Genomic DNA, 26931 nt, shown 5'->3' on the forward strand with positions numbered 1-26931 from the left:
GGCGCCGCCTACTTCGCGAGCGAGCTCCGCGACGTGGGCTTCGACGCAGCCTTGGCGGAAGCCGTCTTCGTCGTGGCCGCCTTCGCTGCTGCGGCCGACCGCGGCGAGCGCACGGTCTTCGGCTTCGACGACACGGCGGCCTCTGCGGCATCCGCCACCGGCTTCGCGATCGGGATGAGCCGGGCCAGCTGGGTGACGTGCTGCGGGCCGAGCTCGTCGATCGTGGCGACCTCGAGGAGCGTCATCGTGCGCACGATCTCATTGCTGAGAATCTCGATGGTCTTGTCGACGCCGCGGCGCCCGCCGGCCATCAGACCGTACAGGTAGGCGCGGCCCACGAGCGTGAACCGTGCGCCGAGGGCGATGGATGCCACGATGTCGGCGCCCGACATGATGCCGGTGTCGAGGTGCACCTCGAGGTCGGTGCCGACCTCGCGCGCGACGTGCGGGAGCAGGTGGAACGGGATCGGTGCACGGTCGAGCTGACGGCCGCCATGGTTCGAGAGCACGATGCCGTCGACGCCGCGGTCGGCGAGGAGCTTCGCGTCTTCGACGGTCTGCACGCCCTTGACCACGATCTTGCCGGGCCAGATGCCACGGATGACGTCGAGGTCGTCGAACGAGATGGTCGGGTCCATCGCCGAGTTGAGCAGGTCGGCGACGGTTCCACCGGTCGAGGAGAGCGAGGCGAACTCGAGCTTCGGGGTGGTGAGGAAGTTGATCCACCACGCGGGGCGCGGAAGCGTGTCGAGCACGGTGCCGACGGTGAGCTGCGGAGGGATCGAGAAGCCGTTGCGCTTGTCGCGCAGGCGGGCGCCGGCGACCGGGGTGTCGACCGTGAAGAAGAGCGTGTCGAAGCCGGCCGCCGCGGCACGGCGGGCGAGCTCGTACGAGATCTCACGCTCGCGCATGACGTAGAGCTGGAACCAGTTGCGACCGTTCGGGTTCGCCGCCTTCACCTCTTCGATCGACGTCGTGCCGAGCGTCGAGAGGGTGAACGGGATGCCGGCCGCGGCGGCGGCACCCGCGCCGGCGACCTCGCCCTCGGTCTGCATCATGCGGGTGAAGCCCGTGGGCGCGATGCCGAACGGCAGGGCGCTCGGCCCGCCGAGCACCTCGACGCTCGTGTCGACGACCGGCACGTTGCGCAGGATCGACGGGTGGAACTCGATGTCCTGGAACGCCTGCCGCGCGCGCGCGAGCGACAGCTCGCCCTCGGCGGCGCCCTCGGTGTAGTCGAAGGGCGCCTTCGGGGTGCGGCGCTTCGCGATCGCGCGGAGGTCGGCGATCGTGAGCGCCTTCTCGAGCCGGCGGTCGGTGGGGTTGAGCGTCGCCTTCTTGAACTGCATGAGTTCGGTGAGCTCGCGGGGGTTCGGGAACTGGCGCTTGACCATGGGGCTGCTGCTCTGCTTTCAGTTGGTGGGGATGCTGGCGGGTTCGATGAAGGTCTCGGCGTAGTACCCCGAGATGTGGTCGTGGATGCGGGTGCGGGCGGTCGGGGCATCCGCTGCCCTGATGGCCTCGACGATGCCGCGGTGCTCGCGCCGGAGGCGGGCGGAGGTCGCGGGCCAGTCGGTGATCGTGGACAGCCCCGCGAGTGCGTAGCCCTCGATGCCGCTGCGGAGCCCCGCCATGGTCGCGGTGATGACCTGGTTGCCGGATGCCTCGGCGAGCGCCAGGTGGAAGGCCGCGTCGAGCGCGAGGAACTCCGACGGCGTGAGCTCGGGGGAGTCCATGGCGTCGAGCAGGCGCTCGGCCGCCGACAGGTCGGCGTGCGGGTCGGCCTCGGCCAGGTCGCCCGCGACGGATGACTCGAGGATCAGCCGCGTGCGCACGATGTCGGCGACGGGGAATCCGCGAGCCGCCACCTGCAGCCGCATCAGGGCGCTCATGCCGCCGCCCGGCGTGGCGATGATGATGGCGCCCGCGCTCGGACCCGAGCCCGATTGCGTGCGGATGAGCCCGAGCACCTCGAGCACGCGCAATGCCTCGCGCACGCTGGAGCGGCCGACGCCGAGCTCGGCCGAGAGCGCGCGCTCGCCGGGGAGGCGGTCGCCGGGAGCGAGGGTGCCGTCGAGCAGGTGCGCTTCGACGTGCTCGAGCACGCTCTGCCAGGCACGGGGAGCTTCGGATGCCGCGGCGCTGCTTGCCGCCATGTGCTCGCCCTTTCGCTCGCGCCGATGTGGTCAGACCACAGTATCATGTGTGGTCAGACCACACCGTGCTCGGAGTCGCCTTGCCGCGATAACCGCACCGATCGGTTGCTGCAACCCCCTGCCGAGATCGAGTGGCGCGACGAAGACTTGGGGAGACGACGCCGCCGGCGTCGAGAGTGGAGCACCCGGATGTCCGACATCAACACCCCCTCGTCCCGTCAGCACCCCGAGGAGCCGGCGGAGGGACCCGACGACGAGAGCGCCGAGCCCAATCGAACCGCCGACGCCGACTCCGACGCCGACACCGACGACTTCGCGCCGGACGAGGACATGTCGTCGTACAACATCCAGCCGCCGCCCACGGAGGACTCCGCGGTGCCGGGCGTTCCCGATGCGAGCGATGCGCTCCAAGGGCAGGAGTCCGACGAACCGGGCGCCAACGCGACCGGGGTGGGTATCTGAGCCGAGCCGCCTCAGTCCTTCTTCGGGCGGATGCGGATGCGGTTGCCGGCCTCGTCGAGCTCGACGACGCCGGCTCGCGACTTGATGAAGTCGGAGAACGAGCCGAAGCCGAGTCGGCGTTCCTGGAAGCTCGGGTCCATGCGGAGCATCTGGTTCTTCACCGCGCCGCTCGCCTGCCACTCCTGGTCGTTCTTGACGCGCAGCAGTTCCATGGCCTTCAGCAGCAGGCGGCCCGGGTTGCGCGTACCCGTCGCCGGGGCGTCATCGGTGTCGTCGCGTGACGCCCCCGGTGGCATGAACACGGCCATCGCAGGCGCGCGTTCCGCCGGCGTCGGCTCGGCCGGCGGCTCGGCCGCGGCAGCTTCGGCTGGGCTCGCCTCGGCTGCGGCATCCGCGGGCTTGCGCCCCCTAGATGCGCGGCGAGCGCGCGTCGGCGGTGCGGCGGCGGGTTCAGCGGACGCCGTGGCATCGCTCGTGCCGGCCTCGTCGTCGGCGACCGCGGCGTCCGTCGACAGCAACGCGTCGTAGTCGGCGAACTCGTCGCACGACGCCGTGAGCGCGCGGCTCGTGCCGCCGGCCACGCCGATGCCGACGACGTAGCGGCCGAGTCGCTTGCACTTCTGGGCGAGCGCGACGTAGTCGGAGTCGCCCGCGACGATCACGATGTGCGTGAGGTCTTCGATGCGGAACATGTCTTCGACCGCATCGACGGCGAGGCGGATGTCGGCGCCGTTCTTCGTCGCCGAAAGGGGGAACAGCTGCACGAGGTCGACCGCCCGGTCGATGAGCTGGCCGCGATAGCTCGCGTTGATGGGCGTCGACCAGTCGGCATACGCGCGCGCGATGGCGATCGTGCCGAACGTCGCGGCGAAGTCGAGCACGGCGTCGATGTCGACCGTGGCCTGGGCGAGCTTCTGCACCGTCTGAGGCGCGGGCGCCTTGCCGCGCGCGGTGTCCTTGCGGTAGGCGAAGTCGCCGTGCAACTGGTCGTAGCGCGAGATGACGATGTTGTCGAAGTCGAAGTAGAGGGCTACGCGGGGTTCTGCCGAGGCGGGCATGTCGACCTTCCGTCGGTTGGCGTCACCTCCGATCGTAGGACGTCAGGATGCGCAACGCATGGGAGGCGGGGCATCCGCCGGTCGTTCAGGCGGCGGCGACCGCGTTGTGCAGCTCGTCGGCGTCGGCCCCGAGGCGGGTGAAGCCGCCGCCGATGTTGGTGAGCAGCACGAAGCAGACGTCGCGCGAGGGCGTGATCCAGAACTCGGCTCCGGCCCAGCCGCCGTGGCCGTACGTGTCGCGGGCGAGGAGGCCCTGCGCCGAGTGCCGCAGGTTCCACGTGAAGCCCCAGTCCTGACCGCGGCTCTCGCGGTAGGGCTCGAGCTTCGGGAGCCCCGCGGTGAGCGGCCGCAGCATCGCCTCGACCGTCACCGGCGAGACGATCGAGCCGTCGTTGCGCAGCAGGGCGCTGCCGACGGCGAGCAGGTCCTCGGCGCGTCCGAGGAGCCCGGCGCCCGGATGCCGCAACGACGCGAACTTCTCGTAGTCGAGCCCCTGCCCGGCCGCATCGACGACCTCGTGGTGGCTCGCCTCGGCGTCGAGGGTGAAGCCGGTCGCGCCGACCCGCTCGCCCACCGCCGCGACCGCCTGCCCCCACGGTGTACCGCCCGCATGCTCGATGAGCGCGGCGACGCCCTCGAACGCGATCGTCGAGTACCGTGACACGGTGCCCGCGGCGAAGTCGCGGCCGGGTGCGACGAGCAACGACCGCAGTCCTGGAGTGTCCATGGGCGGCTCGATGATGCCCGAGGTGTGGCTCACGAGGTGCCTGAGCCGCACGACGTCGTCGCGGTCGGCGCCGAACTCGGGTACCGCCCGGGCGAGCGGCGTCTCGGCGGTGAGCCGACCCTGCTCGATGAGCTGCAGCGCGGAGAGGCCCACCATGGGCTTCGTCACCGAGAACAGCGGGTAGTGATCGTCGACGGATGCCCCGCCGAACGCGTCGAGGGCCACGACGCCCTCGGCCGTCGCGATGCCGAGCACGGCGGTCGGCAGGACGCCCGCGTCGACGTGGCGGCGGACCCAGTCGAAGGCGTGGTCGTAGGCGGGCATGCTGTCCTCTCGATGGTGTGCGGGGTGGGGCGCGTCGGAACCGCTCAGCTGCGGAGCACGACGTTGAGCGGTTCCTCGCCGCGGAGCATCCGCTCGATCTGCGTTCGCAGCAGCCGCGCCATGCGGGGCATCATCGCGGTCGACGCGCCGCCGACGTGCGGCGAGATGAGCACGTGCGGCAGGGCGAACAGCGGATGCCCGCTGGGGAGCGGCTCGGGGTCGGTGACGTCGAGGGCGAAGCGCAGACGTCCGCGGGTGGCGTGGTCGAGGATCGCGTCGGTGTCGGCGACGCGGCCCCTCGCGATGTTCACGAGGAGGGCGCCGTCGGGCATCGCGCTGAGGAACGCATCGTCGACGAGGCCCGTCGTCGCGTCGCTGAGCGGCACGCCGACGATCACGATGTCGGCGGTCGGCAGCAGCTCGGGCAGCTCGTCGATGCCGTGGACGTGGCCGGTCTCGTCGTCGCGCGCCCGCGAAGCGACGCGCACGAGCTGGACCTCGAACGGCGCGAGCCGCGCCTCGATCGCACGGCCGACCCCGCCGTAGCCGAGCAGCAGCACCCGCCGGTCGGCGAGGCTCTCGTGTCGCGCGGGCGCCCATCGGCCCTCGGCGGCGGCGCGCACGAAGTCGGGGATGCCGCGCTGCGCGGCGAGCACGAGCGCGAGGGTGAGCTCGGCGGTGGAGGTCTCGTGCACGCTCGCGGCGTTCGCGAAGACATGCCCGGGCGGGAGGGCCGCGGGGACGTCGTCGTAGCCGATCGACTGCGACTGCACGAGCCGGGTCGTGACGGCCGCGAGCGCTCCGAGTCGGGCCGAGGCGCCCATGTACGGCGGCACGACGAGGTCGAGGTGCGCTGCGGGCGGCGGCGACTCGAAGTCCCACACGACGACCTCGGCACCCGCGGGAACAGGGCCGAGCGCATCGAGTGCGTCGCGCAGCGTGGCGCCGGGCACGGAGACGAGCAATGGGGCATCCGTCATGGGTCAATCCTTCCAGAGCGGATGCCGCACGGCCGGCCGTCGGGTCGGCGCGCGACGCTGCGCGTCACAGCAGCTGCTCCACCTGCCCGCGGCATCCGTGCCGCTGCCGGTGCCCGCCTGAGCCTCGAGTCACGGTGCCCCGACGTCGCCCCACCGGTTCGCAGCCCACGGCCGTCTCGTCACAGCACCTTCGACAGGAACTGACGGGTTCGCTCCTGCCGCGGTGCCGTGAAGACCTGCTCGGGATCGCCCGACTCGATGATCCGGCCGCCGTCCATCACGATCACCCGGTCGGCGACTTCCCGCGTGAACCCCATCTCGTGGCTCACGACGATCATCGTCATGCCGGCAGCCGCCAGGTCGCGCATCACCGCGAGGACCTCACCGACCATCTCGGGGTCGAGCGCGCTCGTCGGCTCGTCGAAGAGCATCAACGCGGGGCGCATCGCGAGTGCGCGGGCGATCGCCACGCGCTGCTGCTGGCCACCCGACAGTGAGCGAGGGCGTACGTGCGCCTTCTCGGCGAGGCCGACGCGAGCGAGCAGCTCGTTCGCGTAGGCGACGGCGGCCGCCTTCGGCTCGTGCTTGACGTGCACGGGCGCGTGCCAGATGTTCTCGAGCACGGTCATGTTCGGGAACAGGTTGAAGTGCTGGAAGACGAATCCGATCTCGGCGCGCTGCTGCGCGAGCTCGCGCACGGATCGCTCGACAAGTCGGCCGCGCTGGTTCGTGCGCTGGCCGATGCGTTCGCCGCGCACCGCGATCTCGCCCGCGTCGATCGCCTCGAGTCGGTTCAGGGTTCGCAGGAACGTCGTCTTGCCGGCACCGGATGGTCCGACGAGCACGACGACCTCCCCGCGTGCGACCTCGAGGTCGACGCCGGTCAGGATGTGCTTGTCGCCGAAGGACTTGTGCACGCCGACGGCACGCACGATGGGCTCGACGTCGATCGCGTTGGGTGCGGTGTACAGGGTCATTGCTCGCTCCTCACGCGGCGTCGACGGGCTGGAGGACCGGGGCGGCCACGACAGCGGCTCTCCGGCTGCGGAGTCCGAAGAGCCGCTTCAGCACGGGTTCCGCTCGGGGGAGGCCGGCTTGGGCGTTGAGCATGTTCTCGATTCCGGTCTGCGCCAATGTCCACACGGTCGTGAGGAGCAGGTAGTAGAGCGCGACGACGATGTAGATCTCGAACACCTTGAACGTCGAAGCGCTCATGGTGCTGCCGATCTGGAACATCTCTGCCACGCCGATGATCGACAGGATCGAGGTGCTCTTCATGAGGCCGTTGAAGGAGTTGCCGAGCGGCGGCACCATCACGCGGATCGCCTGCGGCACGATGATGCGGCGCATCGCGCCGAGCGGGGTCATCCCGAGTGAGAGCGCGGCCTCGTTCTGCCCACGGTCGACCGATTCGAGACCCGAGCGGACGATCTCGGAGATGTACGCGCTCTCGTTCAGCATCAGCCCGACGATCGCCGCCTGCACGGCACCCTTGATGAGCGCGCCGAAGAGGTCGACGTCCTCGAAGCGGAACAGCCCGGCGGCGGCGAATCCGGTGTAGATGATCACGAGCTGCACGAGGAGCGGCGTGCCGCGGATCACCCAGATGTACAGGCTCGCGAAGATGCGCAACGGCAGGAACCGACTGCGGCCCATGAGGGCGATGAGCAGGCCGAGCACGAGAGCGAGCGCCATCGCCACCACCGAGACGATGACGGTCAGCGCGAGTCCGTTGAGGAACTGCGGACTCGGCGTGAGCAGGCTCTGCCAGAAGTACGTCCAGTCGAACGCCATGGGGGCTCCTTCGGAGGTCAGCGTGCGGATTCCGGAACGGCTATGCGCCCGCGGTGATGTCGGCGCTCTGCACGCCCCACTGCTCGAGGATCTCGTGGTAACGGCCGTCGTCGAGCAGCACCTGGAACGCCTCGTCGAGCGCCTCATTGAGGGCGGCGTTGTTCTTCAGCGTCGCCGCGCCGATCTCGATCTTGCCGAACGGCTCTCCGGTCATCTCGAAGTCTCCGTCGGACTCGCGGTGGTAGAAGTCGACGATCTCCGAGGTGTCGATGAAGGCGTCGGCCTGGCCGGCGAGCACCTGCTGGATCGCGTGCGTGCCTTCGTCCACGAGCGTGATCTCGATCGGCGCCTCGCCGGAATCGGCGCACTCCTTCGATCGGTTCTCGGCCTCGACGGCACCGGTTGCACCGGTGATGGCGACGACCTTGGTGCCGCAGAGCGACTCGTCGAACCCACTGACGTCCTTCGGGTTCGCCTTGGCCACGCCGACCGCTGTTCCGGAGTACAGGTACGGGACGAAGTTCGCGATCTCCTCGCGCTCCGGCTTGATGTAGAGCGAGCCCATGATCACATCGCACTGTTGTGCCTGCAGTGCCGGGATGAGGCCGGCGAACGCGTACTCGGAGAGCTTGAGCTCCAGGTCTAGCTCGCTGGCCAGCGCATCCGCGATGTCGATCTCGACGCCCGTCAGCTCGTTGTTCTCGTCGTAGAAGATGTTCGGCGGTGAATCACCGGTGCAGATCGTCAGGGCGCCGGGGGAGACGAGCTCGATCGAGTCCGCCGACGAATCGGTCGATCCCGTTCCGGACGCACCGGACCCTGCGCATGCGGCGAGGGAGAGGGCGACGGCAAGGGTCGCGGTGATGCCGGCGGAACGGCGGAGAAAGAACGAATCGGCCACGATCACTCCTGAAGTTGTGGGGGTCACTACGCTGTGCTCGGAGAGTTTGACAGCTGGTAGGACCAACTGTCAATCTGTTCATTGGGGTTCCGTCGCCGTCACGTGACAGGCACTCCCGCTCAGGCATCCAACGAAGGAGCGCGACATGGAATGGGCATCGCTGCGGAGATCGGAATCGCTCTCCGTGCCCGATCGACTCTCCGTCGACCTCGAACGACTGATCATCGACGGCCAGCTCAAGCCCGGTGACCGGCTGCCGCCCGAGCGGGAGCTCGGTGAGCTCCTCGGGGTCTCTCGGGTGTCGATTCGCCAGGCGCTCCACGAACTCGAGAGCAGAGGCCTCATCGACCGCCGTCCCGGACGGGGCACGATCGTCGTCTCCGCCGCATCCCGCGGGGGTCACGCCGGTGACGCACTCTCCGCGCTCCTCGACGCGACGGCTGCCGGCAACACCGAGCTCTCACGCATCATGGAGTTACGCGCGGTGATCGAGCCGCCCATCGCGGCGCTCGCCGCGACCCGGGTCACCTCCCGCGACATCGCACAGCTCCGTGCGCTCGTCGAGGAGATGGAGGTCGAGACCGATCTCGAGCGGTACGCCGTGCTCGATCGCGCCTTCCACCAGACGATCTCCCAGTACACGCACAACCCCTTGCTCGCCCAACTCACCGAACTCATCGCATCCGAGATCGCGCCGAGCCGGCGACGGGCCCTGCAGACCCCCGAGCGACGCATCGCATCGAGTGCCGCGCACCGCCGCATCTTCGAGGCGATCGCAGCACACGACGGGCCGAAGGCGGAACTGGAGGCGCGAGCACACGTCGAGTCCGTCCTCTTGTCGGCATTGCGCGCGTCATCTGCGGACCCCGAGATCGCCGCATCCTCCGCGGCGACCGAGTCGACGCCCGCATGACGACGATGAACGCCGTGCGCGGCGCAGTGGCGACGTCCCACTACCTCGCCACCGAGGCCGGCGCCGAGGCGATGCGCAGCGGTGGCAACGCGATCGATGCGGCGATCGCGGCGGCGGCGATGCTCTGCGTCGTGTACCCGAACAACGTCGCCCTCGGCGGAGACCTCGTCGCGCTCGTCCGCAGCCCCGACGGAGTCGTGCGCTTCGTGAACGCGACGGGCCGTGCGCCCTCGGGAACGAGCCTCGCCGAGCTTCGCGAACGTCACGGAACCGCGCTGCCCGCACGTGGGATCGACACCGTCACCGTGCCGGGGGGCGTGCGTGGCTGGCAGGCGCTCGCCGAGTCGGGCGGCCGGCTGAGCTGGGCGCAGCGGCTCGGCCGCGCCGAAGCGGCCGCTCGCGATGGTGTTCCGGTCGCGCGGTCGGTGGCACGCGCCGCACGCATCGACCGCCGAGACCTGGCGGCCGATGCGGGCTGCCGAGCCCTCTTCCTCCCCGACGGCTCGCCGCTCGACGAGGGTGACACCCTCCGCCAGCCCGCGCTCGCCCGCACGATCGAACGGCTTGCCGAGCACGGTCCCGACGAGTTCTACACCGGACGTATCGCGTCGAAGTGGGTCGCCGGTCTCCGCGCCCTCGGCAGCCGTATCAGCGAGGCGGATGCCGCCGGCTACCGCGCCGCCATCGAACAGCCCATCTCGATCGAGGCCCTCGGCGTCGAAGTGCTCACGAGCCCGCCGAACACGCAGGGCTTCTCGCTGCTCCGTACCCTGCGCTTCCTCGCACAGGACGGCATCTCCGAACCGCTCGGCGCCGACGCCGGCCGACTCGCGGCCGTCTTCGCCGAGAACAACCGAGTCCGCGCACGCTGGCTCACCGACCCCGATGCCTCGGCGGTCGGCGCCGAAGCGCTCGTCAGCATGGATGCCCCAGAGCTCAGCGGTGCCGACGTGCGACCGGCGTCCGGCGACACGGTCGGCCTGACCGCCGTGAGCGCCGACGGCTGGGCGGTCTCGCTCGTGCAGTCGGTGTACTGGGCCTTCGGGGCCTGTGTGCTCGAGCCCCAGACCGGCATCCTCTTCCAGAACCGTGGAACGTCGTTCTCACTCGATGCCGCGCATCCCGCGGTCTATGCGCCCGGCCGCCGGCCGCCGCACACGCTCATGCCCGTCCTGGTCCAACGCGACGGCGAGCTCGTCCTCGCGGCGGCGACGATGGGCGGGCAGGCGCAGCCGCAGATCCACGCCCATCTCCTGCTCAACTCGCTCGCCGGGGCATCCGCGATCGAGGCGACGAGCGCACCGCGCTGGGTCGTCGGCGTGCAGGACGACGGCGACACCGTACGCACGGTCACGGTCGAGGCGGACGTGCCGAGGCAGGCGCAGGAGGCCCTTCGGGCGAGCGGGCTCCACGTGAAGACCGTGCAGCCTCGCGACGAGGGGCTCGGCCATTCCAACCTGATCCGCGTTCTGCCGTCGGGCTACGACGCCGCCAGCGATCCGCGCTCCGACGGATCCGCGGCGATCGTCGGCGGCTGACGGCACCGTGCCGAAGACACTTGAACCGACGAGCCGACGAACCGACGAACCGAGATCTGAAGATGACGCGTGACCTCGAATCCAACACCACCCCGGCCGATGCCGCACGGCACTCCGCCGTCGCGCTGATCGCGCTCGGCCTTGCGGCGGGCTATCTCTCCGGGCTGTTCGGCGTCGGCGGCGGCATCGTCGTCGTCCCGGCGCTCATGCTGCTCGGCTTCTCCCAACGCCTCGCCGCCGGCACCTCGGTCGCGGCCATCCTGCCGACGGCGGTGGTCGGAGCGGTCAGCTACGCCCTGTCGGGCAACGTCGACTGGATCGCCGGTGCGCTGCTCGCCGTCGGGGTCGTGGGCGGTGCGCAGATCGGAACCTACCTGCTCGCCAGGATCCCCAAGACGCCGCTCTTCTGGTCGTTCATCGCGTTCCTCGTCATCACGGTCGTGAGCCTCTGGATCGTGGTGCCGCAGCGCGACGACGTCATCGCGCTCAACCCGCTGACGGCGGTGGCCCTCTGCATCGTCGGCGTGATCACGGGCGTGCTGTCGGGTCTCCTCGGCGTCGGCGGCGGCATCGTCGTCGTGCCGGTGCTGATGTTCTTCTTCGGTGCGAGCGACCTCGTCGCGAAGGGCACGTCCCTGCTCATGATGGTGCCGGGCTCGGTCTCCGCGACCGTGGGAAACGCCCGACGTCGGAACATCGACGTGCGAGCCGCAGCGTTCGTCGGCATCACCGCGTGCGTGGCGTCCCCGCTCGGATTGCTGACCGCGACGGCAATCACGCCGTTCTGGTCGAACGTCGCGTTCTCGGTGCTCATCACGGGCGTCGCCATCCAGCTGCTCGTGAAGCACCGGAAGAGCCGGCGCCCGTCGGCCTGAGCGGTCATCCCGGGGTCGTTGGCGCCCGCCCCGGTTCAGCGCTCGCCGGGCTGGAAGCGCCGCGGGGTGAAGGCCGCCGACACGAGCGCCCGCAGTGACTCGAGGTCGCCGCTCGCGAAGCCCTGCGCGCGCGCCTGCACGAGCACGTTGCCGATCGCGGTCGCCTCGACCGGCCCGGCGAGCACCGGAATGCCCGAACGGTCGGCGGTGCGCTGGCAGAGCAGTTCGTTCAAGGCGCCACCGCCAACCACGTGGATCGTCTCGACGTCGACGCCCGAGAGGATCGACGCGGTGCGCACGGCACCGGCGAACGCCTCTGCGAGGCTCTCGATGATCGACCGGGCGAACTCGGCGCGGCTGGCCGGTGCGGCGAGGCCCTGCTCGACGCACCACTCGGCGATGCGAGCGGGCATGTCGCCGGGAGTCAGGAACCGCGGGTCGTTCGCGTCGAAGACCGCAACCGGCGAGGTGACGGATGCCGCCGCCGCGAGGAGCCCGGGCAGGTCGATCGTCTCGCCGTCACGCTCCCACCAGCGCACCGACTCGGAGAGCAGCCACAGCCCCATGACGTTGTGCAGGAAGCGCACGCGCCCGTCGACGCCGCCCTCGTTCGTGAAGTTCGCCTCGCGCGCGGCATCCTTCAGCACCGGACGCTCGAGCTCGACACCCACGAGGCCCCACGTGCCGCACGAGATGTATGCGGCCGCCTCGGCGCGCATCGGCACGGCGACGACCGCCGAGGCGGTGTCGTGCGATCCGACGGCGACGACCTCGATGCCCGCAGGTGCGCCGAGCTCGGCGGCCACGGCGGCGCGGAGGCGACCGAGCGAGTCGCCCGGTGAGACCAGCGGTGCGAAGACGGATGCCGGGAACCCGAGCTGCTCGATGAGCTCGTCGTCCCACTCGCCCGACTCCACGCCGACGAGTCCGGTCGTCGACGCGTTCGTACGCTCGGCCACCTTCGAGCCCGTGAGCTGGAACCCGATGAGGTCGGGCACGAGCAGGAGCGAGTCGGCGAGGTCGAGCCATCCGCTCGCCCCGTCGCGCTCGGCCGCGAGCTGGTACACCGTGTTGAACGGGAGGAACTGCAGCCCGCTGCGGCGGTAGAGCTCGTCGAAGGGAACGGTCGCGTGCACGGCGTCGACACCGGCCGCGGTGCGCTCGTCGCGGTAGTGGAACGGCTCACCCAGAACGCGGCCGCCGCGCAGCAGTGCGTAGTCGACGGCCCACGAGTCGACGCCGATCGACGAGACCGCAGGGTCGCGCCGGAATGCCTCGGCGAGTCCGCCGGTGAGGTCGCGGTAGAGGCCCGTGAGGTCCCAGTGCAGGCCCGACGCGAGCCGCACCGGCCCGTTCGGGAACCGGGCGACGTGATCGAGCTCGAGCGTGCCGGCGCGCTGGTCGACGCGGCCGAGGATGACACGTCCGCTCGTCGCGCCGAGGTCGACCGCCGCGACGGTTCCCGCGGCGGCGGTGCCCGCCCCGCTCACGTCGCCACCCCGCTCGCCCGCGTCGAGAGGGCGCAAACGGTCGCTTCCGCGCCGGAATTCCGACACGTTGCGCCCTCTCGGTGCGCGGCGGGGCGTGGCGCCGCGGGGCGCGACGCCGCTCGGCGCGGGGAGGCGGGGTGCGCGCTCATCGCAGGAAGGCCGCCGCGACGCCCGCGTCGACCGGGATGTGCAGGCCCGTCGTGTGCGAGAGCTCGGGCCCGGTGAGCACGATCACCGCGTTCGCGACGTTCTCGGGGAGCACCTCGCGCTTCAGGATCGTGCGCTGCGCGTAGAACTTGCCGAGGTCCTCCTCCTCGATGCCGTAGGTCTTGGCGCGGTTCGCGCCCCAGCCCGAGGCGAAGATGCCCGAGCCGCGCACGACGCCGTCGGGGTTGATGCCGTTGACCTTGATGCCGTACTCGCCGAGCTCGACGGCGAGGAGTCGCACCTGGTGCGCCTGGTCCGCCTTCGTCGCCGAGTACGCGATGTTGTTCGGGCCGGCGAAGACGGAGTTCTTCGAGGAGATGTAGATGATGTCGCCGCCGAGCCCCTGGTCGATGAGCACGCGTGCCGCGGCCTTGGAGACGAGGAACGAGCCCTTCGCCATGACGTCGTGCTGCAGGTCCCAGTCGGCCTCGGTGGTGTCGAGCAGCGGCTTCGAGAGCGAGAGGCCCGCGTTGTTGACGACGAGGTCGAGGCCGCCGAAGGCGAGCACCGCGTCGTCGATCGCGCGCTGCACCGCCGAGGCATCCGTCACGTTCGCCTGCACGCCGATCGCGACATCGCTGTTGCCGATCTCGGATGCCGCCGCCTGCGCCTTCTCGAGGTCGAGGTCGGCGATGACGACGCAGGCGCCCTCGGCCGCGAGCCGCGTGGCGATCGCCTTGCCGATGCCGGATGCCGCGCCGGTGACGAGTGCGACGCGCGTGGCGTGCTGCTTCGGCTTCGGCATGCGCTGGAGCTTCGCCTCCTCGAGCGCCCAGTACTCGATGCGGAACTTCTCGGCATCGCTGATGGGGGAGTAGGTCGAGAGCGCCTCGGCGCCCCGCATCACGTTGATGGCGTTGACGTAGAACTCGCCGGCCACACGCGCGGTCTGCTTGTTCGCGCCGTAACTGAACATGCCGACGCCCGGGATGAGCACGATGAGCGGGTCGGCGCCGCGGATCGCCGGGCTGTCGGGCGTCGCGTGGGCGTCGTAGTACGCCTGGTAGTCGGCGCGGTAGGCCTCGTGCAGCTCCTTCAGGCGGGCCACGGATGCCTCGACGTCGGCGTCGGCCGGCAGGTCGAGCACCAGCGGCTTCACTTTGGTGCGCAGGAAGTGGTCGGGGCAGCTCGTGCCGAGCGCGGCGAGCCGGGGGTGCTCGGCCCGGGCGAGGAAGTCGAGCACTTCGGGGGCATCCGTGAAGTGGCCGACCATCGGGCGGTCATGGCTCGCGATGCCGCGAATGGTCGCGGCGAGCGCTGCCGCCTTGGCCCGGCGCTCGGATGCCTCGAGCGGCGCGTAGCCCTCGAGCTCGGCGCCGAACGGGTCGGCCGTGCCGTGCTCGGCGATGTACGCGGCGGCCGTGTCGATGATCCACAGCGAGTTGCGCTCGGATTCCTCCGAGGTGTCGCCCCAGGCCGTGATGCCGTGACCGCCGAGGATGCAGCCGACGGCCTGCGGGTTCTTCGCCTTGATCTCGGCGATGTCGAGTCCGAGCTGGAAGCCAGGGCGACGCCACGGCACCCACACCACCCTGTCGCCGAAGATCTTCGCGGTGAGCTCTTCGCCGTCGGCCGCGGTCGCGATCGCGATGCCGGAGTCGGGGTGCAGGTGGTCGACGTGCGCCGCGTCGACGAGGCCGTGCATCGCCGTGTCGATCGACGGCGCCGCGCCGCCCTTGCCGTGCAGCGTGTAGTCGAACGCGGCGACCATCTCGTCTTCCCGCTCGACGCCCGGGTAGACGTCGACGAGCGCGCGCAGCCGGTCGAGCCGCAGCACCGCGAGGCCCTGCTCGGTGAGGGTGCCGAGGTCGCCGCCCGAGCCCTTCACCCACATGAGCTCGACGGGCTCGCCCGTGACCGGGTCGGTCTCGGTGCCCTTCGCCGACGTGTTGCCGCCCGCGTAGTTCGTGTTCTTCGGGTCGGCGCCGAGGCGGTTCGACCGCGCGATGAGGTCGGCTGCTGCCTGGTTCGTCATGAGGAGCTTCCTTCGGTGGTGCGGAGGGTGGTCAGGGTGCCGATCCAGCGCACGACGCGCTCGATCGAGTCGGATGCCGCCGGCTCGCCGGGCCGGTTGAGGTGGCCGTGCTCGGTGCCGGGCTCGACGACGAGCTCGAGCGGCACGCCGGCCTCGACGAGGGTCGCGGCGAACGCCTCGCCCGAGACGCGCAGCTCGTCGGCCTCGTCGTTGATCATGAGCACCGGGGGGAAGCCCGCGAGCTCGGATGCCGCGGCGCGGCCGGGCACCGCCGCAAGGGGCGCGTCGTCGACGGGGCCGCCGAGGTACCCCTCGTACATCGCACGCACGTTCGCCGGGCCGAAGCGGTCGGCGGCGGGGTCCGCGTCGAGCAGCGCGCGGAGCGCGGCATCCGGTGCCGGCTGCACGGCGAGGAGCGTCGGGTAGGCGAGGAAGACGCCTGCCGGCAGTGGCGTCGAGACGGCCTCGGCCAGCAGGCGCAGCACGGCGCCCGTGACGAGGTTGGCGCCGGCGCTCGCCCCGCCGATCGCGGTGCGAGCCGGGTCGATGCCGAGCTCGCCGGCGTTGTCGAGGGTCCAGCGCCAGGCGGCGAGCACGTCGTCGGACGGCGCCGGGTAGCGGCATCCGTCGCCGACGAGGCGGTAGTCGATCGAAACGACCGTGATGCCGCGGGCGGCGAGGGTGCGCGCAACCCAATCGGCCTCGGGCATGTCGAGGTCGCCCGCGACGAAACCGCCGCCGTGCGCCCACACGAGCCCAGGGGTCGGGCCCGTCGTCGGGGCATCCGTCGCCGCATCGCCCGCGCTCGCCGTGTACACCCGCACGAGCCCGTCTGCTGCCGCGTACGGCTCGCTCAACCGAGACATCCGCTCAGGCGCCCCAGCCCGCCTGCACGCCACCGACACGGTCGGCGGCGATCTTCGCAAGGTAGCCGGATGCCGCGAACGCCGCCATCGGGTCGGCGGGCAGGCCGCGCGACTCGCGCCACTCCGCGAGGGCGGGGCGCACGTCGGTGTAGAACGCGTCCATGAAGATGCGGTTGGCCTCGAGCACGTCGCCCGACACCTGCGCCGCGCGCAGCGCCTCGGTGTCGACGAGGAGCGCACGCGCCGTCATCTCCTGCACGTTCAGCACCGAGCGGATCTGGCCCGGGATCTTGTCCTCGACGTTGTGGCACTGGTCGAGCATGAACGCGACGTCGGGGTGGTTGAAGCCGCCGCCACGGATCACCTCGAAGATGATGCGGAACAGCTGGAACGGGTCGGCGGCGCCGACGATGAGGTCGTCGTCGGCGTAGAAGCGCGAATTGAAGTCGAACGAGCCGAGCTTGCCGAGGCGCAGCAGCTGCATGACGATGAACTCGATGTTCGTGCCGGGCGCGTGGTGGCCGGTGTCGAGGCAGACCATCGCCTTGTCGCCGAGGGCCGCGACCTGTGCGTACGACGTGCCCCAGTCGGGCACATCCGTGTGATAGAACGCCGGCTCGAAGAACTTGTACTCGAGCACGAGGCGCTGGTCGTCGCCGAGGCGCTCGTAGATGGTGGCGAGCGACTCGTGCAGGCGGTCTTGACGACCGCGCAGGTCGGCCTGGCCGGGGTAGTTCGATCCTTCGGCGAGCCAGATCTTCAGGTCGCGGCTGCCCGTCTTGTGCATGATGTCGATGCACTCGAAGTGGTGGTCGATCGCCTTGCGGCGCACCGCAGGGTCTTCGTGGGTGAGGGCGCCGAACTTGTAGTCGTCATCCTGGAAGGTGTTGGAGTTGATGGTGCCGAGCGCCACTCCGTGGTCTTCGGCGTGCGTGCGCAGCACGTCGTAGTCGTCGACCTTGTCCCACGGGATGTGCAGCGCCACCGTCGGCGCGAGCGCCGTGTACCGGTGCACCTGCGCGGCATCCGCGATCTTCTCGAACGGGTCGCGCGGGGTGCCCGGCGTCGTGAACACCTTGAAGCGGGTGCCCGAGTTGCCGAACGCCCAGGAGGGCAGCTCGATCGACTGCAGCTCCAGCTCGGACAGGATGTCGGTGGGAATGGTGCTCACGAGTCTCTGCTTTCTGTGTTGGTGACGGATGCCGCGTCGGCCTCGAGCGCGGCGAGCTGGTCTTCGAGGTGGAACACCTCGGCGAGGCGCGGGGCCCCCTGGTCGGGGCGTGTCCCATCGAGGGAGACGAAGAACTCGGCCATCTCGGCCTCCCATGCGGCGGTGCGCGGGTCGTCCTCGAGCGCGACCTGGGATGCCGCGTCGTCGTCGGTCTCGTAGTAGCCGATGAGGAGCCCGTCGTCGCGGAGGAACAGCGAGTAGTTGCGGCGGCCGGATGCCTCGATGGCCCGCAGCATGTCGGGCCACACCGCGGCGTGGCGCTCGCGGTACTCGTCGAGCCGAGCGGGGTGCACCTGCAGTTGGAAGCACACCCGTTCGGTCGTGCCTGTGCTCATCTTCGAGCTCTCCATTCCGTCATGAATCGTTTCAAAGATACGACACGATGCGTGACTTCGCAACTGGAAGACGCTTTCCCGCTGTCCGATACTCTCAATTCCGTAGACTCCCACGGGGAGGGCAGCAGATGGCAGTAAGTGTCCGCGAAGTCGCGGCCGCCGCATCCGTTTCGGTCGGCACGGTCTCCAACGTGCTCAACCGGCCCGACAAGGTCGCCCCGGCGACGGTCGAGCGAGTGCTCGCCGCCATCGAGCAGCTCGGCTTCGTGCGCAACGACGCGGCACGGCAGTTGCGCGCTGGTCGCAGCCGGAGCATCGGACTCGTCGTGCTCGACGTGCGCAACCCCTTCTTCACCGAGGTCGCCCGAGGCGCCGAAGACCGCGCAGCCGAAGAGGGCATGACGATCCTGCTCGGCAACAGCGACGAGAACGGCGAACGCGAGCGCGCCTATCTCGACCTCTTCGAGGAGCAACGGGTGCACGGCGTGCTGATCTCTCCGCTCGCCGACGACCAGACGCGCCTGCAGCGGCTCCGCGAACGTGGCACGCCCATCGTGCTCGTCGACCGCACCTCCGAGAACGGCACCCTCTCGTCGGTCGCGGTCGACGATGTCGTGGGCGGCGAGCTCGCCGTGAGTCATCTCCTCGCCACCGGTCGGCGCCGCATCGCCTTCATCGGCGGGCCGGCGAGCATCCGCCAGGTCGCCGATCGGCTCGAGGGGGCGCGCCGGGCCGTGGCCGAGACTCCCGGCGCGACCCTCGAGGTCATCGACACCGAGTCGCTCACCGTGCTGCAGGGCCGGGCGGCGGGCGAGGCGATTCGAGAGCGCGAGGCATCCGCTCGGCCCGATGCCGTGTTCGCGGCCAACGACCTGCTCGCGATGGGCGTGCTCCAGGCGCTCGTCATGCAGGGTGCGGCCGTGCGCGTGCCCGACGACATCGCGCTCATCGGGTACGACGACATCGACTTCGCCGCCGCAGCCGTCGTGCCGCTGTCGTCGATCCGCCAGCCCGCGTCGCTGATCGGCTACACCGCCGTCGACCTCCTCCTCAAGGAGGCGGCGTCGCGCGACGGGTCCAGCCCCGAGCAGGTCGTGTTCCAGCCCGAGCTCGTCGTGCGCGAGTCGACCCGCGTCTCAGAAGCCTGACGCGAGTCGACCCGCCTGCGAGGCCCGCGGCGGATCGGTTGAGCGACGGACCACGAGTTCCGGCAGGAAGACGGTCTGGCGCGGAATGAGTTCGGGGTCGGAGGTCTCTTCGAGCAGGATCCGCAGCGCCGTGCGGCCGATGACCCCGCTCGGCTGCCGCATCGACGACAGCGGCACGGCCGCCGCCGACGCGAACGAGATGTCGTCGAATCCGATGAGCGCGATCTCGTCGGGCACGAGCATCCGGCCGTCGACGATGAGCGCCTGCAGCAGCCCGAGCGCCAGGAGGTCGTTCGCGGCGAAGATCGCGTCGGGCCACTCGCGTCGCGGACGAGCGAGGATGCGAGCGCCGGCGGCGGCCCCTTCTGCGACGGTGAGCGCGGTCGTCGCCACCACCTCGATGCCGACCGGTTCGGCGCTGTTCTCGGCCGCGACGCGGGCGCCGGCCAGGCGATCAGTGACCTGGCGGATCTCGAACGGCCCACCGACGAAGGCGATGCGGCGCCGACCGGTCTCGATGAGGTGCTCGGCCGCCATCCTCCCGCCGACGACGCTGTCGACCGAGACCGAGCTGAACCGCCCGTCGGCGCTCAGCCGGTCGACGAGCACGGCGGGGATGCCGCGAGCACGAAGCCGCTCGAGCCTCGGGTTGATGTCGCTGTAGGGGGAGATCAGGACCCCGCGCACCTGCTGCTCCTCGAACAGGTCGAGGTACAGGCGCTCGCGGGCGACGTCCTCGTCGGTGTTGCCGGAGAGGATCGCGATGCCGTGCCGGGTGGCCTCGTCTTCGGCGCCGCGCACCACGTCGCCGAAGAAGGGATTCTGGCCGTCGAGCACGACGAAGCCGACCGTGGTGCTGGTGCCCGCGCGCAGCTTGCGTGCCGCGTCGTTGCGCACGTAGCCGAGCTCCTCGATCGCCTCCTGCACGCGCCGCACCGATTCGGGCGACACCTCGTCGGGCCGATTGAGCACGTTAGAGACCGTTCCGACCGAGAGCCCGGCGCGCTGCGCGACGTCGCGGATGCTCGTGGTTGCCATCGGGCTCCTTCTTCGTCGACAGTGCTGAGGCGAGACTTCGAGGGCTGGGCCCAGACTCCGGCTTGACCCGCGGTCACGTGCTCCATAGAGTAACCCTGAATCACTTCTGAATCGATTCATTCAGTTTTCACCTCAAGGAGGAGGACCCGCCGGTGCCTCAGGACGAATCCCCCGCGCAGCCAGCGCTCGAACTGTCGAAGGTGGTCAAGTCCTTCGGCGCGGTCGTCGCCCTGCGCTCGGGCACCATCACCCTCCACCACGGGTCCATCCACGCGCTCATCGGTGAGAACGGCGCCGGCAAGTCGACGCTCGTCAAGATCATCGCCGGCCTCTACCGTCGGGATGCCGGCACCTTCCGCCTCGCCGGCGAAGACGTCGACTTCCACAGCACGGCGCAGTCGAAGGCCGCGGGCATCGCGGTGATCTACCAGGAGCCGACGCTCTTCCCCGACCTCTCGGTCACCGAGAACATCTTCATGGGGCGCCAGCCCACGAACCGCTTCGGGCGCATCGACCGCAAGGCGATGCGCGCCGAGGCCCAGGCGATCTTCGCTCGGCTGGGGGTCGCGATCGACCCCGACCGCGTCACCGAGGGGCTCTCGATCGCCGACCAGCAGATCATCGAGATCGCCAAGGCGATCTCCCTCGACGCTCGCGTGCTCATCATGGACGAGCCGACGGCCGCCCTCAGCGGCGTCGAGGTCGAGCGGCTCTTCGCGGTGGCTCGCAGCCTTCGCGACGAGGGCCGCGCGCTGATGTTCATCTCGCACCGCTTCGACGAGGTGTTCGCCCTCTGCGACACCGTCACCGTGATGCGTGACGGCAGTTACATCGCCACCACGCCGATCAGCGAGTCGAGCGTCGACGAGCTCGTGCGCCAGATGGTCGGCCGCGACGTCGCGGAGCTCTTCCCGAAGCTGCCGGCCGAGATCGGCGATGACCTCCTCGTCGTCGACGGCCTCACGCGCGCCGGCGTCTTCCACGACATCAGCTTCACGGTGCGCGCGGGCGAGATCGTCGGGCTCGCGGGCCTCGTGGGCGCGGGTCGCAGTGAGGTCGCACGGGCGATCTTCGGCGTCGACCCGTACGAGTCGGGATCCGTGCACCTCGGCGGACGGCAGCTCCCCAAGGGGAATCCGCGAGTCGCGATGGCCCGCGGCCTTGCGCTCGTCCCCGAAGACCGCCGAAAGCAGGGCCTCGTGCTCGACGAGAGCGTGACCCGCAACATCACCCTCGCCATCCGCTCGTCGCTCGCGAAGGGCGGCCTGCTCTGGAGCCGGCCCGAGAACGAGGCCGCCGCCCTGTGGGCGAGCCGACTCGAGGTCAAGACCGCGGCGCTCGACGCCGAGACCGGCACCCTGAGCGGCGGCAACCAGCAGAAGGTCGTGCTCGGCAAGTGGCTCGCGACCGAGCCCAAGGTGCTGATCGTCGACGAGCCCACGCGCGGCATCGACGTCGGCACGAAGGCCGAGGTGCACCGCCTCCTCTCCGAACTCGCACAGCAGGGAATCGCCATCCTCATGATCTCGTCCGAACTGCCCGAGGTGCTCGGCATGGCCGATCGCGTGCTCGTCATGCGCGAGGGCCACCTGACCGGGGAGTTCGACCGAGCGGATGCCACGCCCGAGGCCGTCATGTTCGCCGCGACCGCCGAGAAGGAGGGCGCACTGTGACCGCGACGTCGACGGCACCGACCACCGCGCACCCCGTCACGCGGGCAGCCGGACGCGTCTTCAAGGCCCGCGAGACGGGCATCCTCCTCGCCCTGCTCCTCGTCATCGTCGTGGCGACGGCGCGCAACCCGAGCTTCCTCTTCTCGAGCGACGGCTTCCGCGATCTCCTCCTCACGCCGTCGCTGCTGATGCTCGTGGCCGTCGGGCAGGCGATCGTCATCATCACTCGCAACGTCGACCTCTCGGTCGGTTCGATCCTCGGCCTCACGGCCTACCTGACCGGCCGCCTCTTCATCGACGTGCCCGGCATCCCGCTCATCGTGGTCTTCCTCGCGGGCGTCGGCCTCGGCGCGTTCCTCGGCCTCATCAACGGCGCACTCGTCGCCTTCGCCAAGGTCCCCGCGCTCGTCATCACGCTGGGCACCCTGTACATCTATCGCGGCATCAACGTCGCGTGGACCGGCAGCGACCGCATCAACGCCTCCGACCTGCCGGCCGACTTCCGCGGACTCGGCACCGGCCAGTTGCTCGGCATCCCGATCCTCGCGATCATCGCCGCGATCGTGCTCGTCGTCGCCGCCTGGTACCTCCGCAACCTCCGGAGCGGACGTGAGCTGTACGCGATCGGGTCCGACCCCGCCGCGGCGCATCTCTACGGACTTCGCGTGACCCGGCGCATCCTCGCGGCCTTCCTCGTGAGCGGCGCCCTCGCCGGACTCGCCGGTGTGCTGTACGCCGCGCGCTACGGCACCGTCAGCTCCGGCGCGGGCACCGGATGGGAACTCCAGGCGATCGGCGCCGCCGTCATCGGCGGCGTCGCCATCTCGGGTGGCGTCGGCACCGTGTGGGGCGCCGCGATCGGCGCGTACCTGCTGCTCACCATCAACCGCGCCCTGCCGATCCTCGGCATCGAGGACTTCTGGCAGCGTGCGGTCGTCGGTGCCCTCATCATCGGCGCCATCGTGCTCGACCGGTTGCTCGCCCTCCGACAATCTCGCAAGCTCCTCGAAGCCAGGGAGGTATCACGATGACCGCCACGGCATCCGAGACCCGCGCCACGCGCACCTACACCGCACACGCCCAGCCGGCGTGGCGGCGCGCGCTCCTCACTCGCGAGACCGCCGTGATCGTCCTGCTCATGATCGTGATCGCGGTCGCCCTCGCAGTCGTGCCGAACTTCGACAGCCCCCTCACGGTCACGTACCTGCTCCGTGACATCGCACCCATCCTGCTGATCGCGCTGCCGATGACGCTCATCATCATCACCGAGGAGATCGATCTCTCGGTAGCGAGCATCGTCGGACTCAGCAGCGTGATGACCGGCATCCTGACGGAGGCCGGATGGCCCTTCGCCGTCGCCGCGATCACGGCGGTGCTCGTCGGCGCCGTCGCCGGCGCCATCAACGGGTTCCTCATCACGGTCGTCGGGCTCCCGTCGCTCGCCGTGACGATCGGCACGCTCGCGCTCTTCCGCGGCATCGCGGTGGGCCTGCTCGGCACCACGGCGATCACCGAGTTCCCCGAGTTCTGGACCGACCTCGCGAAGGACAACATCCCGGGCACCCCGATCCCGGGGATCATGATCCCGTTCATGGTGCTCGCGGTCGCGTTCGGGGTGCTGCTGCACTTCACCCCGTTCGGGCGCTCGCTCTACGCCATCGGCCTCAACAAGGAGGCGGCCGCGTTCTCGGGCATCGACGTGGGGCGCACCAAGTTCCTGCTGTTCTTGATGAGCGGCACGGTCTCCGGCTTCGCGGGGGTCTACTTCACCCTCCTGTACAGCAACGCCCGTGGTGACAACGCCACCGGCATGGAGCTGTCGGTGATCGCGGCGGTGCTCCTCGGCGGCGTCTCGATCTTCGGCGGACGAGGGGCGCTGCATGGCGTCATCGCCGGTGTGCTGCTCATCGGGATCCTGGGCAGCGCGCTGCGTCTGGCCGGCATCACGTCGGACATCATCAACGTCATCACCGGAGTGCTGCTCGTGCTCTCGGTGGTGTCGGCAAGCTTGCTGGCCTGGCTCCGCCGGAGGCGGATCTCGGCCATCGGGAAGAAGAAGGGGCGCAGTGCGACGCCAGTCGAATCGCCCTGATCGCACCGCCTGTCATCACAGTCCGGTCACCGGCACCATGAAAGGAAACAATGATGTTCAGCCATGATCGAAAGCGCCGCCCCCTGGGTGTCGGCCTCACGGCACTCGCCATCAGCGCCGCACTCGCCCTCACGGGCTGCGCGGCCAACGGCGGGGGTGACGGCGGCGACGGAGAGGGCGACGGCGACGGCGGCAACCTCGCCATCACCTTCCTGCCGAAGAACCTCGGCAATCCGTACTTCGACACTTCCAACGCCGGCGGCGAGGAGGCCATCGAGGAGTTCGGCGGCACGTACGCCGAGGTCGGCCCCTCTGAGGCCAGCCCGACGTCGCAGGTGAGCTTCATCCAGACCGCCGCCCAGCAGGGGGTCGGAGGGCTCGTCGTCTCGGCGAACGACCCCGAGGCGATCTGCGACGCGCTCAACGAGGCACGCGATGCGGGCGTGAAGGTCGTCACCTTCGACTCCGACACCAACCCCGAGTGCCGCGACCTGTTCATCAACCAGGCGACGGCGGAGGGCATCGCCAAGTCGCAGGTCGACCTGATCGCCGAGCAGATCGGCGACGAGGGCCAGATCGCGATCCTCTCGGCATCCGCCAACGCGACGAACCAGAACGCCTGGATCGAGCTCATGGAGGAGGACCTCGCAGCGAACCACCCGAACATCGAGCTCGTCGAGACCGTCTACGGCGACGATGACGACCAGACCTCGTTCGACAAGACCGCTGCCCTCCTGCAGACCTACCCGGAGCTGAAGGGCATCATCTCGCCGACGACGGTCGGCATCGCGGCCGCTGCGCGCTACCTCTCGACGTCGGAGTACAAGGGACAGGTCGCACTGACCGGACTCGGGACCCCGAACCAGATGCGCGAGTACGTCGAGGACGGCACCGTCACGGCGTTCGCCCTGTGGAACCCGGCCGACCTGGGCTACCTCGCCGCGTTCGCGACGAAGGCGCTCATCGAGGGTGAGATCACCGGCGAGGAAGGCGACTCGTTCGACGCCGGAAAGCTCGGCGAGTACGAGGTCGGCGCCGACGGCGTCGTGCTCCTCGGCGACCCGTTCGTCTTCGACGCGGAGAACATCGGGGACTTCGACTTCTAGGAGTCACCCTGCACCGAGGGGCCTGGCCCGGAGCGGATGCTCCGGCCGGGCCCTTCGGCGTTCGGGAGCGCGCCGCGCGTCAGCTCGAGGCGACCTGACGCGGGAGCGGCCCGGTCATCGGCGTGCTGCCCGGGCGGCGGGTCGCGGACGCCGCGCCCTCACGGTGCTCGGGCTTCGGCAGCGCGATCGGCGAGGTGAGCGCGACCTGCTCCGAGAAGTCGGCGGGCACGAGGCGATCGTTCGGCACGGCCGGCACCAGCTCGCCGTCGCTGCGACGGTCCCGCACGACGTGCACGGGCCGCGTGGCGACGACGGCGATGGCCGCGGTCGGGGCATCCGCGAATCGCACGACCGGCCGCCACGTGAATCGCGGATGCCGCGCGAGGTGCATTCCCCGGGCGAACACGAGCCAGCCGAGGCCGATGAGCGCGGCGACCGCTGCGACGACGGCCGCGAGCCCGAGCGCCCAGCGCGGGCCCATGCCGTCGGCGACGGCGCCCACGACGGGCGCGCCGATCGGCGTGCCGCCGACCAGGATCGCCATGTACAGCGCCATCACGCGGCCGCGCAGCTCAGGCTCGGTCGTGGTCTGCACGTAGCCGTTCGCGGTGGTGAGCAGGGTCACCGCAGCGAACCCGATGAGCATCGTCGAGGCGGCGAAGGTCCAGTACGTCGGCATGAACGCGGCGGTGAGCGCGGCGACGCCGAAGAACCCCGAGGCGAGGATGATGATGCGCATGCGCGCCCGCTCGCGGCGGGCGGCGAGCAGCGCACCGGTGAGCGAGCCGATCGCGAGGATCGACGAGAGCAGGCCGTACTCGCCGGCGCCGCGGCCGAACTCGACCGCCATCGTCGAGGAGAAGATCGGGAAGTTCATGCCGAACGCACCGATGAGGAACACGATGACGAACACGATCATGAGGTCGGGGCGGCGGCTGACGTAGCGGAAGCCGGCGACGAACTGGCCGCGGGCACGTGGGGCTCGGGGCATCCGCTGCAATTGCCTGCCTCGCAGCATGGCGAGCGCGATGAGCACGCCGAGGAAGGTCACCGCGTTGATGACGAACACCCAGCCCGAGCCGACGAGCACGATGAGGAAGCCGGCGACGGCGGGGCCGATCATGCGGGCGGTGTTGAACGAGGCCGAGTTCAGGGCGACGGCGTTCGACATGTCGGAGCTCGACACGAGGTCGGAGACGAACGTCTGCCGGGCCGGGTTGTCGACGGCGTTCACGAGGCCGAGCGCGAGGGCGAAGCCGTAGAGGTGCCACAGCTCGGCGTGGCCGAGGATGAGCAGGAGGCCGAGCGCAAGGCCGAGCAGCATGAGGGCGCTCTGCGTGACCATGAGGATCTTGCGGCGATCGAAGCGATCGGCGATCAGGCCGGTGATGGGCACGAGCAGCAGCTGCGGCGCGAACTGCAGGGCCATGGTGATGCCGACGGCGAAGGCGTCGTTGTCGGTCAGCTCGGTGAGCACGACCCAGTTCTGGGCGGTGGCCTGCATCCAGGCGCCCACGTTGGAGACGAGGGCCCCGATGAACCAGATGCGGTAGTTGCGGTGGGCGAGGGATCGGAACATGGCGCTCACTGGGTTGCGAAACCTCCCATCAGTTCTGCGGCTCGGGCGAGGGTGGCGCGGTCCTCCTTCGACAGCTCGCGGAGGCGCGTGGTGAGCCACGCGTCGCGCTTGGAGATGGTCGCCTTCACGACGTCGCGCCCGTCGTCGGTGAGGGTGATGTTGCTCTTGCGGCGATCGACCTCGTCGGCCGTGCGCACGAGGTAGCCGCTCTCTTCGAGGCAGTCGACGGTGCGGTTCATCGACGGCGCGGAGACCCGCTCGGCCTCGGCGAGCTGGGTGAGCGTGCGGGCGCCCTCGCGATAGAGCACGCCGAGCACGGCGAACTGCCCGTCGGAGAGGCCCTGATCGGCCTTCTGCGCGCGGATGCGGCGGGCCAGCCGGAAGGTCGCGAGACGGAGCTCGGTGCTCTGCTCTGCGATCGTGGCCATAGGGTTGTTAGCTTAGCTCATTAGCCTTGCTAAGT

At 70.2% G+C, this 26931-nt stretch carries 26 protein-coding genes; 10 read left to right on the plus strand and 16 right to left on the minus strand.

Annotated features, from left to right (window positions below):
• Positions 1–8 precede the first annotated feature (8 nt).
• Positions 9–1394 (minus strand): alpha-hydroxy acid oxidase, encoded by a 1386-nt coding sequence (locus QFZ26_RS09650; protein ID WP_307041541.1) that lies wholly within the window; start codon positions 1392–1394, stop codon positions 9–11.
• Between the two features lie 18 nt (positions 1395–1412).
• Positions 1413–2156, minus strand: a complete 744-nt coding sequence (locus QFZ26_RS09655) for a FadR/GntR family transcriptional regulator (protein ID WP_307041542.1) — start codon at positions 2154–2156, stop codon at positions 1413–1415.
• Between the two features lie 189 nt (positions 2157–2345).
• Between QFZ26_RS09655 and QFZ26_RS09660 the strand changes: the two genes are divergently transcribed.
• Positions 2346–2618 (plus strand): hypothetical protein, encoded by a 273-nt coding sequence (locus tag QFZ26_RS09660; protein ID WP_307041543.1) that lies wholly within the window; start codon positions 2346–2348, stop codon positions 2616–2618.
• A gap of 11 nt (positions 2619–2629) precedes the next feature.
• On the opposite strand, the gene QFZ26_RS09665 is transcribed toward QFZ26_RS09660, so the two are convergent.
• The 3 genes from QFZ26_RS09665 to QFZ26_RS09675 form a co-directional block, all read right to left on the minus strand.
• Positions 2630–3676 carry an NYN domain-containing protein gene (locus QFZ26_RS09665; RefSeq protein WP_307041545.1) on the minus strand — a complete coding sequence of 349 codons (1047 nt, stop codon included), beginning with the start codon at positions 3674–3676 and terminating at the stop codon, positions 2630–2632.
• Positions 3677–3761: 85 nt separating this feature from the next.
• Complete coding sequence (locus tag QFZ26_RS09670) at positions 3762–4727, minus strand: serine hydrolase domain-containing protein (protein WP_307041547.1); 966 nt, start codon at positions 4725–4727, stop codon at positions 3762–3764.
• A 44-nt stretch (positions 4728–4771) separates the two neighbouring features.
• Positions 4772–5707 carry a 2-hydroxyacid dehydrogenase gene (locus QFZ26_RS09675; RefSeq protein WP_307041549.1) on the minus strand — a complete coding sequence of 312 codons (936 nt, stop codon included), beginning with the start codon at positions 5705–5707 and terminating at the stop codon, positions 4772–4774.
• On the opposite strand from QFZ26_RS09675, the gene QFZ26_RS09680 reads away from it, so the two are divergent.
• Positions 5706–5828, plus strand: a complete 123-nt coding sequence (locus QFZ26_RS09680; RefSeq protein ID WP_307041551.1) for a hypothetical protein — start codon at positions 5706–5708, stop codon at positions 5826–5828. The two genes, QFZ26_RS09675 and QFZ26_RS09680, sit on opposite strands and share 2 nt — an antisense overlap.
• Before the next feature lie 58 nt (positions 5829–5886).
• On the opposite strand, the gene QFZ26_RS09685 is transcribed toward QFZ26_RS09680, so the two are convergent.
• Genes QFZ26_RS09685 through QFZ26_RS09695 form a run of 3 tightly spaced genes read right to left on the minus strand, consistent with a single transcriptional unit; the run spans position 5887 to position 8402 of the window.
• Entirely contained in the window at positions 5887–6684 is a 798-nt protein-coding gene (locus QFZ26_RS09685; protein ID WP_307041554.1) for an amino acid ABC transporter ATP-binding protein, read from the minus strand.
• 10 nt (positions 6685–6694) lie between these two features.
• Positions 6695–7501, minus strand: coding sequence for an amino acid ABC transporter permease (locus QFZ26_RS09690; RefSeq protein ID WP_307041556.1), 807 nt, complete (start codon positions 7499–7501; stop codon positions 6695–6697).
• Between the two features lie 40 nt (positions 7502–7541).
• The gene (locus tag QFZ26_RS09695) at positions 7542–8402 is read right to left on the minus strand and encodes an ABC transporter substrate-binding protein (protein WP_307041558.1); all 861 of its coding nucleotides are present in this window, start codon (positions 8400–8402) and stop codon (positions 7542–7544) included.
• A gap of 145 nt (positions 8403–8547) precedes the next feature.
• Here QFZ26_RS09695 and QFZ26_RS09700 point away from each other — a divergent pair, with 145 nt between their 5' ends.
• From QFZ26_RS09700 to QFZ26_RS09710, 3 genes are all read left to right on the plus strand, one after another.
• Positions 8548–9315, plus strand: a complete 768-nt coding sequence (locus QFZ26_RS09700; protein WP_307041560.1) for a FadR/GntR family transcriptional regulator — start codon at positions 8548–8550, stop codon at positions 9313–9315.
• Positions 9312–10853 (plus strand): gamma-glutamyltransferase family protein, encoded by a 1542-nt coding sequence (locus QFZ26_RS09705; protein ID WP_307041562.1) that lies wholly within the window; start codon positions 9312–9314, stop codon positions 10851–10853. Before QFZ26_RS09700 ends, QFZ26_RS09705 begins: the two co-directional genes overlap by 4 nt.
• Positions 10854–10915: 62 nt before the next feature.
• Complete coding sequence (locus QFZ26_RS09710) at positions 10916–11728, plus strand: sulfite exporter TauE/SafE family protein (protein ID WP_307041564.1); 813 nt, start codon at positions 10916–10918, stop codon at positions 11726–11728.
• Positions 11729–11763: 35 nt separating this feature from the next.
• Here QFZ26_RS09710 and QFZ26_RS09715 read toward each other — a convergent pair whose 3' ends face one another.
• The 5 genes from QFZ26_RS09715 to QFZ26_RS09735 all read right to left on the minus strand — a co-directional run bounded on the left by QFZ26_RS09715 (position 11764) and on the right by QFZ26_RS09735 (position 17832).
• Positions 11764–13218, minus strand: coding sequence for a rhamnulokinase (locus QFZ26_RS09715; RefSeq protein ID WP_307041567.1), 1455 nt, complete (start codon positions 13216–13218; stop codon positions 11764–11766).
• A gap of 145 nt (positions 13219–13363) precedes the next feature.
• Entirely contained in the window at positions 13364–15400 is a 2037-nt protein-coding gene (locus tag QFZ26_RS09720) for a bifunctional aldolase/short-chain dehydrogenase (protein ID WP_307041569.1), read from the minus strand.
• Positions 15397–16266, minus strand: a complete 870-nt coding sequence (locus QFZ26_RS09725) for an alpha/beta hydrolase (protein WP_307041571.1) — start codon at positions 16264–16266, stop codon at positions 15397–15399. The genes QFZ26_RS09720 and QFZ26_RS09725 overlap by 4 nt, the downstream gene beginning before the upstream one ends.
• 4 nt (positions 16267–16270) lie before the next feature.
• Positions 16271–17428, minus strand: a complete 1158-nt coding sequence (gene rhaI, locus QFZ26_RS09730) for an L-rhamnose isomerase (RefSeq protein WP_373460755.1) — start codon at positions 17426–17428, stop codon at positions 16271–16273.
• A gap of 5 nt (positions 17429–17433) precedes the next feature.
• Positions 17434–17832: an L-rhamnose mutarotase gene (locus QFZ26_RS09735; RefSeq protein WP_307041574.1), complete on the minus strand. Its 399-nt coding sequence runs from the start codon at positions 17830–17832 to the stop codon at positions 17434–17436.
• A gap of 128 nt (positions 17833–17960) precedes the next feature.
• On the opposite strand from QFZ26_RS09735, the gene QFZ26_RS09740 reads away from it, so the two are divergent.
• Positions 17961–18980 (plus strand): LacI family DNA-binding transcriptional regulator, encoded by a 1020-nt coding sequence (locus QFZ26_RS09740; RefSeq protein ID WP_307041576.1) that lies wholly within the window; start codon positions 17961–17963, stop codon positions 18978–18980.
• Here the strand turns inward: QFZ26_RS09740 and QFZ26_RS09745 are convergent.
• Positions 18969–20018: a LacI family DNA-binding transcriptional regulator gene (locus tag QFZ26_RS09745; protein WP_307041578.1), complete on the minus strand. Its 1050-nt coding sequence runs from the start codon at positions 20016–20018 to the stop codon at positions 18969–18971. The two genes, QFZ26_RS09740 and QFZ26_RS09745, sit on opposite strands and share 12 nt — an antisense overlap.
• Before the next feature lie 152 nt (positions 20019–20170).
• Here QFZ26_RS09745 and QFZ26_RS09750 point away from each other — a divergent pair, with 152 nt between their 5' ends.
• The 4 genes from QFZ26_RS09750 to rhaS are packed head-to-tail and all read left to right on the plus strand — an operon-like array spanning position 20171 to position 24889.
• Positions 20171–21691 (plus strand): sugar ABC transporter ATP-binding protein, encoded by a 1521-nt coding sequence (locus tag QFZ26_RS09750; RefSeq protein ID WP_307041580.1) that lies wholly within the window; start codon positions 20171–20173, stop codon positions 21689–21691.
• Entirely contained in the window at positions 21688–22722 is a 1035-nt protein-coding gene (locus QFZ26_RS09755) for an ABC transporter permease (RefSeq protein WP_307041582.1), read from the plus strand. The genes QFZ26_RS09750 and QFZ26_RS09755 overlap by 4 nt, the downstream gene beginning before the upstream one ends.
• On the plus strand, positions 22719–23783 hold the full coding sequence (locus QFZ26_RS09760) for an ABC transporter permease (RefSeq protein ID WP_307041584.1): 1065 nt from the start codon (positions 22719–22721) through the stop codon (positions 23781–23783). Before QFZ26_RS09755 ends, QFZ26_RS09760 begins: the two co-directional genes overlap by 4 nt.
• Before the next feature lie 53 nt (positions 23784–23836).
• On the plus strand, positions 23837–24889 hold the full coding sequence (gene rhaS, locus QFZ26_RS09765; RefSeq protein WP_307041586.1) for a rhamnose ABC transporter substrate-binding protein: 1053 nt from the start codon (positions 23837–23839) through the stop codon (positions 24887–24889).
• 79 nt (positions 24890–24968) lie between these two features.
• Here the strand turns inward: rhaS and QFZ26_RS09770 are convergent, their stop codons facing one another.
• Both QFZ26_RS09770 and QFZ26_RS09775 read right to left on the minus strand, forming a co-directional pair.
• Complete coding sequence (locus QFZ26_RS09770) at positions 24969–26468, minus strand: MFS transporter (RefSeq protein ID WP_307045027.1); 1500 nt, start codon at positions 26466–26468, stop codon at positions 24969–24971.
• A gap of 5 nt (positions 26469–26473) precedes the next feature.
• Positions 26474–26896 (minus strand): MarR family winged helix-turn-helix transcriptional regulator, encoded by a 423-nt coding sequence (locus QFZ26_RS09775; protein WP_307041588.1) that lies wholly within the window; start codon positions 26894–26896, stop codon positions 26474–26476.
• Between the last annotated feature and the right edge of the window lie 35 nt (positions 26897–26931).

The organism is Agromyces ramosus, assembly GCF_030817175.1.
Classification (GTDB): Bacteria; Actinomycetota; Actinomycetes; order Actinomycetales; family Microbacteriaceae; genus Agromyces; species Agromyces ramosus_A.

What these genes read in the sequence shown, in the direction of transcription:
- QFZ26_RS09745 (WP_307041578.1), bottom strand. Translation starts at nt 20,018, where the DNA reads ATGGCAACCACGAGCATCCGCGACGTCGCGCAGCGCGCCGGGCTCTCG.
- QFZ26_RS09720 (WP_307041569.1), bottom strand. Translation starts at nt 15,400, where the DNA reads ATGACGAACCAGGCAGCAGCCGACCTCATCGCGCGGTCGAACCGCCTC.
- QFZ26_RS09665 (WP_307041545.1), bottom strand. Translation starts at nt 3,676, where the DNA reads ATGCCCGCCTCGGCAGAACCCCGCGTAGCCCTCTACTTCGACTTCGAC.
- QFZ26_RS09650 (WP_307041541.1), bottom strand. Translation starts at nt 1,394, where the DNA reads ATGGTCAAGCGCCAGTTCCCGAACCCCCGCGAGCTCACCGAACTCATG.
- QFZ26_RS09760 (WP_307041584.1), top strand. Translation starts at nt 22,719, where the DNA reads ATGACCGCCACGGCATCCGAGACCCGCGCCACGCGCACCTACACCGCA.
- QFZ26_RS09670 (WP_307041547.1), bottom strand. Translation starts at nt 4,727, where the DNA reads ATGCCCGCCTACGACCACGCCTTCGACTGGGTCCGCCGCCACGTCGAC.
- QFZ26_RS09705 (WP_307041562.1), top strand. Translation starts at nt 9,312, where the DNA reads ATGACGACGATGAACGCCGTGCGCGGCGCAGTGGCGACGTCCCACTAC.
- QFZ26_RS09700 (WP_307041560.1), top strand. Translation starts at nt 8,548, where the DNA reads ATGGAATGGGCATCGCTGCGGAGATCGGAATCGCTCTCCGTGCCCGAT.
- QFZ26_RS09710 (WP_307041564.1), top strand. Translation starts at nt 10,916, where the DNA reads ATGACGCGTGACCTCGAATCCAACACCACCCCGGCCGATGCCGCACGG.
- QFZ26_RS09735 (WP_307041574.1), bottom strand. Translation starts at nt 17,832, where the DNA reads ATGAGCACAGGCACGACCGAACGGGTGTGCTTCCAACTGCAGGTGCAC.
- QFZ26_RS09740 (WP_307041576.1), top strand. Translation starts at nt 17,961, where the DNA reads ATGGCAGTAAGTGTCCGCGAAGTCGCGGCCGCCGCATCCGTTTCGGTC.
- QFZ26_RS09660 (WP_307041543.1), top strand. Translation starts at nt 2,346, where the DNA reads ATGTCCGACATCAACACCCCCTCGTCCCGTCAGCACCCCGAGGAGCCG.
- QFZ26_RS09690 (WP_307041556.1), bottom strand. Translation starts at nt 7,501, where the DNA reads ATGGCGTTCGACTGGACGTACTTCTGGCAGAGCCTGCTCACGCCGAGT.
- QFZ26_RS09685 (WP_307041554.1), bottom strand. Translation starts at nt 6,684, where the DNA reads ATGACCCTGTACACCGCACCCAACGCGATCGACGTCGAGCCCATCGTG.
- QFZ26_RS09655 (WP_307041542.1), bottom strand. Translation starts at nt 2,156, where the DNA reads ATGGCGGCAAGCAGCGCCGCGGCATCCGAAGCTCCCCGTGCCTGGCAG.
- QFZ26_RS09770 (WP_307045027.1), bottom strand. Translation starts at nt 26,468, where the DNA reads ATGTTCCGATCCCTCGCCCACCGCAACTACCGCATCTGGTTCATCGGG.
- QFZ26_RS09725 (WP_307041571.1), bottom strand. Translation starts at nt 16,266, where the DNA reads ATGTCTCGGTTGAGCGAGCCGTACGCGGCAGCAGACGGGCTCGTGCGG.
- QFZ26_RS09775 (WP_307041588.1), bottom strand. Translation starts at nt 26,896, where the DNA reads ATGGCCACGATCGCAGAGCAGAGCACCGAGCTCCGTCTCGCGACCTTC.
- QFZ26_RS09675 (WP_307041549.1), bottom strand. Translation starts at nt 5,707, where the DNA reads ATGACGGATGCCCCATTGCTCGTCTCCGTGCCCGGCGCCACGCTGCGC.
- rhaS (WP_307041586.1), top strand. Translation starts at nt 23,837, where the DNA reads ATGTTCAGCCATGATCGAAAGCGCCGCCCCCTGGGTGTCGGCCTCACG.
- QFZ26_RS09680 (WP_307041551.1), top strand. Translation starts at nt 5,706, where the DNA reads ATGGGTCAATCCTTCCAGAGCGGATGCCGCACGGCCGGCCGTCGGGTC.